Genomic DNA, 9,958 nt, shown 5'->3' on the forward strand with positions numbered 1-9,958 from the left:
TAAGCTAAACGATAGACCAAGAAAGCGGCTGGGATACCGAACCCCAGCCCAGGTGTTCTTAGGTGAATACTCAGGAGCGCTAGAAACCGCAGGTGCTGCACTTATTAGTTGAATTCAGGACTTAAACAGCGGCCGCGGTTTAGCCTAATGGTCAGCTAATCATTATTATTTCACTTGTAGAAGTAATCTAACTGCCTCAGGCAGTTAGATTTTTGTAAAACGTCATTTACCGAGCTGACCAGGAAAAGGGATATACTCAGCATCATCTCCTGGAGGAAGGCGAAAGCGACCATTTTCAAAATCCGCTTCTACCCAAGCCTGCTTTGCGGCCTCCAGCTTTTCCTGCGAAGAAGCGACGAAGTTCCAAGATATATAGCGGGGGCCATTTAGCGTTTCACCGCCCAGTAGCATCAACCTAGTGCCTGTTTCGCCCGCCACCACCGTTATAGTATCGCCTGGTCGGAATACCATCATGCGGCCAGCGTCGAATGTTTCCCCTGCAATAATGACACTACCGGACATGACATAAATACCACGATCCTCATGGTCATCCGGCAATGGGAGCTTTGCTCCTGGCTGCAGCACGGCATCCGCATAGAACATTTCAGAGAAGGTTTGTACCGGTGCCCGCTCTCCCCAAGCCGTGCCTAGAATCAAGCGCACTTCTTTGCCTTCACCTTTCAGCATTGGCAGCGCCTCCTCGCTGTGGTGCTCAAAGCTGGCAGGCTTATCTTCATAAGCTTCGGGAAGCGCCACCCAGGTCTGTATCCCCAACATAGAATGTTTGTTCTGACGAGTGAGAGAACTGGTGCGCTCCGAATGGGTGACCCCATTACCCGCCACCATCCAATTAACAGCACCAGAACGAATTATTTGATTAGTGCCTAGACTGTCGCGGTGCTGGAACTCCCCCTGGTACAGATAAGTAACCGTGGCAAGCCCAATGTGAGGATGTGGGCGAACATCAATACCCTCGTCTTTAAGAAACTCAGCAGGCCCCATCTGATCGAAAAAAATGAACGGACCCACCATCTGACGTTTTGGAGCGGGAAGCGCACGGCGAACCTCGAAACCACCCAGGTCTCGTGCTCGGGGAATAATCAGTGTCTTTATGTCGTTCAGACTACCTGCGGAAGGACATTTAGGCTCTATATCAGGCATCCAGCTCATAGGGTTGGCTCCAGACATGAGAGGCAGGAAAATGTGGCATGCTGTCGGCCGACACTTATTGCTCCCATCAGAGAAAGCCGTACCGCTATGCCCATTTGTAAAGGCGCATTTTGCACATCACTCAAAGTGGCACGATGTGACGTTGTAAGGTGCGCGATGAATGTACAAGCTGAAAGGTTACGATTTCCGTAATCAAGCTCGGCAGAACTGTACGTGATTATCCTTTGTGGAGATTGTCGGATGGGATAGTTGCAAGACGTTCATCCTCAAGATTCTGATGTACTGGTTTAGCAATTTTAATCCCTACGAAAAGCTGCATACGAAGCGTTAGGATCATCAATCGCTGCCCTCTTGACGTTCGAGCTGAACCTGTAACAACGCATTCTCACGCTCCAACTGCTCAATACGATCACGAAGCGGCTGAATCCCTTTGGCGATTTCTTCTTCTGTGAAGCGTGGAGTGATATGTTGCGGGCAATTCCAATCGAATGCCTCCAACCGCAGCCGGAATATCCTTTCCGGTTTCGCCACGTAATCCTTATCCACCACTTGCTTAGCTAACACCGCATCAGCATCAAGCGCCAACTTTTCAACGTGTGCGTAAATCTTGAGGCGAGCACGTCGAGGGTAATCCATTAAAATCAGGCAGGCGCGATCATTGGCCTTGAAATTGCCAGTACTGATGTACTGCCGGTTTCCTCGATAATCCATGAAAGCGAGCGTCCGGTCATCAATCATTTTGAGAAAACCGGGAGGCCCTCCGCGATGCTGAACGTAAGGCCAGCCGGTTTCTGACACAGATGCGATATAGAAGGTATCTCGCTGTGCAATGAACGTAGCTTCTTGATCTGTGAAGCGGTCAAACGTGCGATTGCCTTTGAACCCAGACCAGAGATGGTCTACGCCCATCTCTGCCTGAGCAGCTTGTACACTGGGCGTAAGAGCTATATCCATAAAACCGTAAGTCATTGGCTGCCCCAAAAAAAAGCATGAACGAAGTGCAGGCGGTTAAAAAGCTAGCGCTTAACATTCTTCATTAATGACACAAAGCTCGTTTCCTAGTGAACTCTAAAACCTCTGCATATAGGCACAAAAACTACCACCCAAACCCCAGCCATGATTGTCATCACCAGCGCTGCAGGCACTTGCGCAGGCAAAACACAGTTACCTTAACCGGCATCCCTCGCTGCCTGCTGTGCCCGTAAATAACTTTCGGTAACAGCTGCATAGTTTGGCGCGACAAGCCCATAAAGCTGAGCAAGGTCGGCTGCTTCCGGACGAGCCCAGGTGCGATGAAATTCAGACAACAGTGAGTTGGTTGTGGTCGGCTTAACACCGCTCTGAACAAAACGTGCAAGGGAGACCCGAGATGCCATTTCGCTTGGATCACCTGATGCATCAATTACAGCATAGACCTCATAACCAGATTCTCGAGCATCAAGTGCGGGAGACATCACGCAGACACTGGTCCAAACGCCAGCCATCACGAGCGTCTTGCGACCCCTCGATCGGACCTCGGCTACAAAATCATCATTGTCCCAAGCGTTCACTTCCCCCTTGCGCGGCACATAAATAGCATGCGGAGCAAACTGGTGAATTTCCGGCATTAACGGGCCATTAGTGCCAGCAGGCTCCGAAGCCGTGGTAATCACCGGAACTTCCAGCAGCGTACAAAGCTTGGCAATCATCTCTACATTGCGGCGAAGGGCAGCGACCGGGATATCTTTGACAGTCTGGAAAAGGCCGGACTGATGATCAAGCAGCAGAACCAGCGTGTCGGCAGGATCCAGAAGCATTACGTCACCCCCTGATTGAATAGCGCTACACTTTAGAGTCCGATTCTATGAGTCAGGAGATTGGACATGAAGAAGCGTTTCAGAGAAGAACAGATCATTGGTTTTCTAGGCGAAGCAGAAGCAGGACTGCCCATCAAGGAGCTATGCCGTCGGCACGGTTTCTCAGCAGCTAATTACTATCTATGGCGCAGCAAGTTTGGCGGCATGAGCGTATCCGATACCAAACGACTCAAAGAACTCGAAGCCGAAAATGGACGCTTGAAAAAGCTGCTCGAGGAGTCGCTACTGGAGATGGAGGTCACTCTGAACGGGTCAATCATAAGCGCGTCGAACGCCTCTACGCGGCGGCTCGATTGCAGATAAAACGCCGCAAGCGCAAGAAGGTTCCTGCGTCTGAGCGAAAGCCCCTTGGCCGTCCTTGTGCCGCCAACCAGGTCTGGTCAATGGATTTTGTGTTTGACCGTACGGCCGACGGGCGAGTGTTAAAGAACCTCACCATTGTCGACGATGCTACCCATGAAGCCGTGGCTATCGTGCCTGAACGTGCCATCGGGGGACTGTTGTTAACACGGATTCTAGATCAACTGGCTTTACAACGTGGCCTACCTAGCGCCATTCGTACGGATAATGGAAAGGAATTTTGTGGGCGTGCCATGCTGTTATGGGCTCATCTACATGGCATTGCCCTGTTTTTAATTGAACCTGGAAAACCCAATCAAAACGCCTACATCGAATCGTTCAATGGGCGTTTTCGAGATGAATGTCTGAATGAGCATTGGTTCACCAGTCTTCATCACGCCAAGGTTGTCATCGAAGCATGGCGGCGGGAGTACAACGAGGAAAGACCGAAGAAGAGTCTTGGCGGACTGACACCTTCAGCCTATGCCGAGCAACTGATGTTAAAACACGATAAAGTTACTTCTGACTCTAAACTCGGCTGCTACTGAAAATGGGGTGACGTCGAGACATCGGTATCCTGCCGATGATAACGCTGGAATGCCAAATAATGCTGCAACTGAGTCGACGCAATTTTCTAAAGCTCGCAACATCATCCCCGCTACCGATAACGCACGCAGCCCACGAGGGGATTCAATACCCTCATAAGCGGGGCTGCCACTGAAAGATTTCACACGACGTCTAAGTAGATCCCACCTGAAGTGTACAGCGCCAACTACTAGTCGCTGAGATTACAAAAATTGACAAAACAACGGAGACCACTAATTTAAAAATTAGGAAGGCTTGTAGAAATGGAATTGTGGCTAGGCGATTAGCAATACAAAACAAAAACAAGATCGGCGATGTGGTCACCGTTATCGCCGTGAGCGAAAGCGAGCGAGGTAAATCACATGGCAGACGATTTGCGCGAAAGCGCCTTACAGTACCATCGACTCCCCCGCCCCGGTAAATTGGCAATCCAGGTGATAAAACCGATGGCTAGCCAGCGCGATCTGTCGTTGGCCTAATCGCCTGGGGTAACCGCAACCTGCGAAGAAATTGAAAGCGAACCCAGCTATTCACTTATCTGCCCATCAGGCGCCAGAGAAACGTTCTCAATAATCAGTTTTTTTGCTGCTTACCTTTTTTTAAGCCTGCCATAAGTTACCTCATTTAGGATGATCCTTGTGCCAATCGACAAATATGTCTTGCACAGCCACCCATCATCGAAAAGAGGTATTACTTATGCGAACTCACATCACTAAGATTATAACATCGGCGTTGTTACTGACGGCTAGCACGGCTGCGCTGGCCGAGACTCATTGTACTGATGCCCCCAGTGACGAATGGATCAGCCAAGCTGATATGGAAGAACGTATCAGCGAGATGGGTTACAAAATCAAAGAATTTAAGGTCACCGAGGGAAACTGCTACGAGATATACGGCTGGGACGAGCAGGAGCGCCGGGTAGAGATCTATTTCAACCCAGTAGATGCCAGCATCGTGAAGCAGGAAGTCGAAGACTGATCAGGAGGTTACCATGGCCGATAATACCCGTATCCGTGTTTGGGACCCGTTGGTCAGGTTGGTACATTGGGCTTTGGTTGCTGGCGTAGCCGTCAACTTATGGCTAACCGAAGAAGGGGGCGATATACACCAATGGGTCGGTTATGCCTTGGTGGCATTAATCGTCGTACGCATCCTTTGGGGATTTATCGGTCCCTGGAGTGCACGCTGGCGGAGCTTTTGGCCTACCGTGAGCCGACTTCAATGTGTGCTGCGCGGTCGCGACAGCAAGATAGAGCAAACCGGCATTACCCATACACCGCTGGGCGCTATCATGATGCTGGTGCTGCTTGGGCTAATCCTCGGTCTGGGACTTACTGGCTACATGATGGAAGAAACGGATCGTTTCTGGGGGGTTGGCTGGGTTGAAGAAACCCACGAATTCATGGCCAACGCGATTCTTTTTCTAGTACCACTGCATGTATTGGGTGCTGTGGTAGAAAGCCTCAAGCAAGGCGATAATTTGATCGCTAGCATGTTGCATGGCTATCGCCGCCGCCCTACCTCTAACCCCAACACTAAGGCTCATGATGTTCAGTCTTAATTAAGATGCTGTTAAGACAATGCAATGATAGTGGCCACTCCTTAATTTTGCACGAGTGGCCTTTTCAGACCTGTTTGACACAGAGCAATGGCTGCACTATCCCTTATTTATGCCACGACACCGAACAAGCGGCCTATGCCGAAGGTCAAGGTCATCGCCAATGCGCCCCAGAACATTACGCGCACCGAGGCTTTGAGTATCGGCGCGCCACCCACACGGGCAGCCGCCGCCCCTAGAAAGGCTAAAAACAGTATCGAGAAGAGCGCCACCAGAAGAATAAGCAATGGCGGCGGCGCCCACCAGGCGATTAGCAACGGCCACATGGCGCCAGCCGTGAAGGTCACAGCCGATGAAAAGGCCGCCTGGAGTGGGCGCGCTTGGCTTGTCTCGGTGATGCCAATCTCATCTCTGGCGTGAGCGCCTAGCGCATCGCTTGCCATCAGCTGTTCAGCGACTTGCGTGGCTAGCGCCGGTGTTAACCCACGCGCTTCATAAATCGCTGCCAGCTCTTCCAGTTCAGCATCAAAATGTTCTATCAACGCTTGGCGCTCAAGCGCAAGATCCGCATGTTCGGTGTCAGACTGTGAGCTAACGGAGACGTATTCACCGGCGGCCATCGACATAGCCCCGGCCACTAGCCCCGCAATACCGGCCAACATAATGTCGCTATGCGCGGTGCTCGCTGCTGCCACGCCGAGTATCAGGCTGCTAGTCGAGACAAGGCCATCATTCGCGCCCATGACGGCTGCGCGCAGCCAACCTGAACGGTTAGATCGATGGTGCTCTGTATGTTGCATGGCCTCACCTCGTGATTGATTTCCCCTTTCTTTCCAGAGGGAGAGTGGCAGATAGCTGTGTGGCAACAGCCTTCAGGGCATATTTTTAGCCAGCGCTTGTAGCAACAGTGCGATTCTCTGGTGCATATAACGGTTGAAATGCATTTAGATTCAATCACTTGTTCCAAAGAAAAGCACTGCAAGCTAATCAGCGATCCTGATGTTGGTTTTGCTCCCACACCACACTGACCGCCAGGCCATTGGGCGTACGATTACTAAGCGTAAGGCGTGCGTTCTGGCGCTGAGCCAACTCCGAGACAATCGATAAACCCAACCCGCTGCCGGTGGTACCCTGGCCAGACGCGCGCCGAAAGCGCTCAGTGACTTTATCCAACAGTGCCTCGGGGAGGCCGGGGCCAGTGTCACTCACCGTGAGTTGAGGCAACCCCTCCCAAAGCGCTAACTCTACCTCCACTTGACCGCCTTCCGGCGTATAGCGCAAGGCATTATCCAGTAGGTTACGAAAGAGAATTCCCACCTCGACTTCGTCGGCGCGAACCTCCAACCGGGTTAAGCCTGTTAGCCTCAAGTGCTGATCTCGCTCATCAGCGAGTGGCCACAGCTCGGCTATCAATTCAGCAATAATCGGATAGAGGTCAATAGTGGCCGGTGAGGTTGTGGCAACTTGATCCAAACGAGCCAAAATGAGCAGCTGTTCTACCACCCGTTGAAGCCGCTCAACCCCGACATAAGCCTTTTGTAATGATTGCTCTCCCCCTGCCTGCGCATTATCTAAGTGGATTCTCAGCGCTGCCAAGGGCGTGCGTAATTCATGGGCCGCATCTGCAGTGAAGCGCCGCTCGCGCTCTAACGTGGCTTTCAACCGGGTGATAAAGTCGTTTAGTGATTGGCGTAATCCATTAAGCTCTTGAGGAACCGGATTATTGATTTGACGCAGGTCGTGGGCGGAGCGACCTTGTACCTGGCTGGAAAGTGCTTGGATGGGTGCAACACCCCGCCGGATAACTCTACTCATCAGCCAAAGAAGGAGTGGCAGCAACAAGAGCATCGGCAATAAATTGTTCCAGGTGATGCGCTCCACCACTTCATCATGAAACGAACCCCGTAGTCCCATGCTGATCCAGGTATCGCTGGCAACATCGAACATGCTGAAAACCCGCCAGCGGTGACCATCGTAGCTTTCCCAGCGAAAACCCTCCTCTAAAGGCGCGGGGAAAGGCCCTGCATCATTCCATTTGCCCCCTAACAGCCTGGGTGAGCCATCGGCATTCCAAAAACCCAGTACTAATTTAAGCTCTTCCTCGTGGTAAAGCTTGGGACCTGATTCAGAGCTGCTCACGGGCACGGCGATACCGTCACGATATAGCTGGGTTGGATGCGCGGGAAGGCCCATGCGCGCAGCAAGGCGAGCATAGTCGTCGATGGTAGCGTTTGGATCGAGTTGGCCAGCCACAATCCGGCTATGCAGACTGAGCTGTGTATCGAGAATTTCTTCTAGCTCGTGATCCGTAATTAAGTAAGCCGCGGTAACCGCAACGCCCCCAGCGACCACCATGGTAATGGCTAGCGTGCGAAGCAGATAACGCCGTATCGATCTCATTGCGCCTGACTATCCAGTCGGTAGCCAATCCCGCGCACGTTAATAATCAGATGTTTTTCAAGCTTTTTACGCAGATGATGAATGTGAACTTCCACCGTATTGGACTCTACCTCTTCGCCCCAGCCGTAAAGCAAATTTTCTAAGCGAGGGCGAGATAGTACCCTGTCCGGGTGCCTAGCGAGCTCTAGTAATAAGGCATACTCGCGTCGGCCTAACTTTACGTCTTTGCCCCGCCAACTCACCGCATGGAGAGCCTCATCAATACTCAGTGCACCCAGCGTCAATATTTGCGAGGCACGCCCCTCAGCGCGTCGCATTACGACACGCAAACGGGCGAGTAGCTCCTGCAAATTGAAAGGCTTGAGCACATAGTCATCCGCCCCCGCATCTAAACCGCCAATACGGTCTTCCATCGCATCGCGGGCCGTCAAAATCAGAATAGGCAGAGTAGATAGCTGTCGGAGTAAATGCAGTACCTGCATACCGTCCATATCGGGCAGTCCAAGATCCAAAATAATCACACTGAAGGTCTCGCTGCCAATAGCGCTGATTGCCTCTCGGCCAAGCATAAACCAATCGACCGTGTAGCCCTCACGCTCTAGCGCCGTCTTGATACCATCCCCAAGCAAGGGGTCATCTTCTATTAGCAGTGCGCGCATGCTGATCCCCTCAATCGACAAACCGCTATCTTGGCTACCAAAACTTAAGCTTTTCTTAAATTCGGCAACTTACTTCCCAAAAAGCAGACTCATCTGAATTCAATCAGCAAGCCTAACACTCTATTTTTGCGAATCTCTTGCGCGGTTTAATTCTTCTTTAAGTTATTTAGGCTCAAGCTGCCTCTTTCGCCATGGGCAAAGCTAAATCAGCGCCTTCACTGGCAGTCATTTTGAATCTTCCTTGTCGCTGCCGTAGGCAGACCATTGTCTATTAACTGAATAGAGCGCCAGAGTATGCACTTACTAACACTGATTAGAACAAACTATTATTTAAAAATAATGGCCCGTTTTTTAGAAAAAAGAATGAAGCGATATTTACTGGGAGGAATACGGTATATCGTCAAAGCGCCTGCACCAGAAACCATTGACAGCCTTGTGGGCATAGAAAAAATTCTCATTATTCGCCCCAATTTTCGTCTGGGCAACGCGCTAATCAGCACCCCTGTCATCGATGCTTTTCGTGACCGTTTTCCTTCCGCGCGCATTGATTATTTAGCGACTGATAAAACATGGCCACTGTTGCAGCAACGTCCTGTTGATCATTTTCATTTACTGTCGAGAGCCGCCATTCTCCGTCCTTGGCAGTGTGTGACATTATTACGACGCTTACGAGCACAACGCTATGACCTAGCAGTACAAGTGAGCGGAGGATCAACGAGCGGCTTTATCGTGACTCGGTTAATAGGGGCACGGTACAGCATGGGATCACGTAAAGGCCATCAGCGCTGGTACAGCATTGAGGCGGAAGGTAGGTCATCCCATGCCTACGATGCCATCGTTAATTTGACTCGTCCGCTCGGTGTCGCTTGCCGTAATCGGCCATTGCTCCAGTTAACGGAGCAGGAACGCTATCAGGCAATAACAAAAATACAACAGCTAGTCAGCCTTCATAGCGATGATTCATCAGATACTAATTTTATTGCGATCTTCGTTGGTGGGCATCAAAACAAACGTTGGCCGTTGGAATTTTGGTTAATGCTCATTAATGCCATGGAAGCCCGTAAAATGCGCTATGTCGTTTTTCTTGGACCGGAGGAGTTTAGGTTTCTAGCGCCTATTGAGCAGCGTTTGAGGTCATCGCTGTATGGTAGCTTATGCCCACCGCTTCCTATCCGTCACTTTGCCGCTGTTCTAGGGCGTGCGCAGTTACTCGTGACGCCAGACTCCGGGCCTATGCACTTAGCGGCAGCACTCGATGTCGCCACCATTTCCCTAGCCCGGATTTCTCACAGGGTATAAAAGAAAGCGGCTGAAAGTGTTAACGTTTCAGGGCCTTACACCAAAAACCAACACCAACAGCCGCTTCCAAAATGGTACCTGAAAAGCTGACC

9 protein-coding genes and 2 pseudogenes are annotated in these 9,958 nt (G+C 51.1%); 5 read left to right on the plus strand and 6 right to left on the minus strand.

Going from position 1 to position 9,958, the window contains the following annotated elements; genetic code table 11:
* A pseudogene (locus HZS80_RS23740) lies at positions 1-112 on the plus strand (IS30 family transposase); the annotation flags it as partial.
* A 110-nt stretch (positions 113-222) separates the two neighbouring features.
* Here the strand turns inward: HZS80_RS23740 and HZS80_RS22720 are convergent.
* The 3 genes from HZS80_RS22720 to HZS80_RS22730 form a co-directional block, all read right to left on the minus strand.
* Complete coding sequence (locus tag HZS80_RS22720) at positions 223-1,170, minus strand: pirin family protein (protein WP_179917408.1); 948 nt, start codon at positions 1,168-1,170, stop codon at positions 223-225.
* A 336-nt stretch (positions 1,171-1,506) separates the two neighbouring features.
* A complete protein-coding gene (locus tag HZS80_RS22725; protein WP_179917409.1) occupies positions 1,507-2,139 on the minus strand; it encodes a pyridoxamine 5'-phosphate oxidase family protein in 633 nt (210 codons plus the stop codon).
* Positions 2,140-2,339: 200 nt separating this feature from the next.
* Positions 2,340-2,966, minus strand: a complete 627-nt coding sequence (locus HZS80_RS22730; RefSeq protein ID WP_179917410.1) for an isochorismatase family protein — start codon at positions 2,964-2,966, stop codon at positions 2,340-2,342.
* 66 nt (positions 2,967-3,032) lie between these two features.
* On the opposite strand from HZS80_RS22730, the pseudogene HZS80_RS22735 reads away from it, so the two are divergent.
* The 3 genes and pseudogenes from HZS80_RS22735 (at position 3,033) to HZS80_RS22745 (ending at position 5,511) form a co-directional block, all read left to right on the plus strand.
* Positions 3,033-3,913 (plus strand): annotated as a pseudogene (locus HZS80_RS22735) (IS3 family transposase).
* 733 nt (positions 3,914-4,646) lie between these two features.
* On the plus strand, positions 4,647-4,928 hold the full coding sequence (locus tag HZS80_RS22740; RefSeq protein ID WP_022523388.1) for a PepSY domain-containing protein: 282 nt from the start codon (positions 4,647-4,649) through the stop codon (positions 4,926-4,928).
* 13 nt (positions 4,929-4,941) lie between these two features.
* Positions 4,942-5,511, plus strand: a complete 570-nt coding sequence (locus tag HZS80_RS22745) for a cytochrome b/b6 domain-containing protein (protein WP_179917411.1) — start codon at positions 4,942-4,944, stop codon at positions 5,509-5,511.
* 107 nt (positions 5,512-5,618) lie between these two features.
* Here the strand turns inward: HZS80_RS22745 and HZS80_RS22750 are convergent, their stop codons facing one another.
* From HZS80_RS22750 to HZS80_RS22760, 3 genes are all read right to left on the minus strand, one after another.
* Positions 5,619-6,308: a VIT1/CCC1 transporter family protein gene (locus HZS80_RS22750; protein ID WP_022523387.1), complete on the minus strand. Its 690-nt coding sequence runs from the start codon at positions 6,306-6,308 to the stop codon at positions 5,619-5,621.
* Positions 6,309-6,495: 187 nt separating this feature from the next.
* Entirely contained in the window at positions 6,496-7,908 is a 1,413-nt protein-coding gene (locus tag HZS80_RS22755) for an ATP-binding protein (protein ID WP_179917412.1), read from the minus strand.
* Positions 7,905-8,567, minus strand: coding sequence for a response regulator (locus HZS80_RS22760; protein WP_179917413.1), 663 nt, complete (start codon positions 8,565-8,567; stop codon positions 7,905-7,907). Before HZS80_RS22760 ends, HZS80_RS22755 begins: the two co-directional genes overlap by 4 nt.
* Positions 8,568-8,861: 294 nt before the next feature.
* Between HZS80_RS22760 and HZS80_RS22765 the strand changes: the two genes are divergently transcribed.
* Positions 8,862-9,866, plus strand: coding sequence for a glycosyltransferase family 9 protein (locus tag HZS80_RS22765; RefSeq protein ID WP_246362478.1), 1,005 nt, complete (start codon positions 8,862-8,864; stop codon positions 9,864-9,866).
* Positions 9,867-9,958: the final 92 nt, after the last annotated feature.

This window comes from Vreelandella glaciei, from assembly GCF_013415125.1.
GTDB classification, from domain to species: Bacteria; Pseudomonadota; Gammaproteobacteria; order Pseudomonadales; family Halomonadaceae; genus Vreelandella; species Vreelandella glaciei.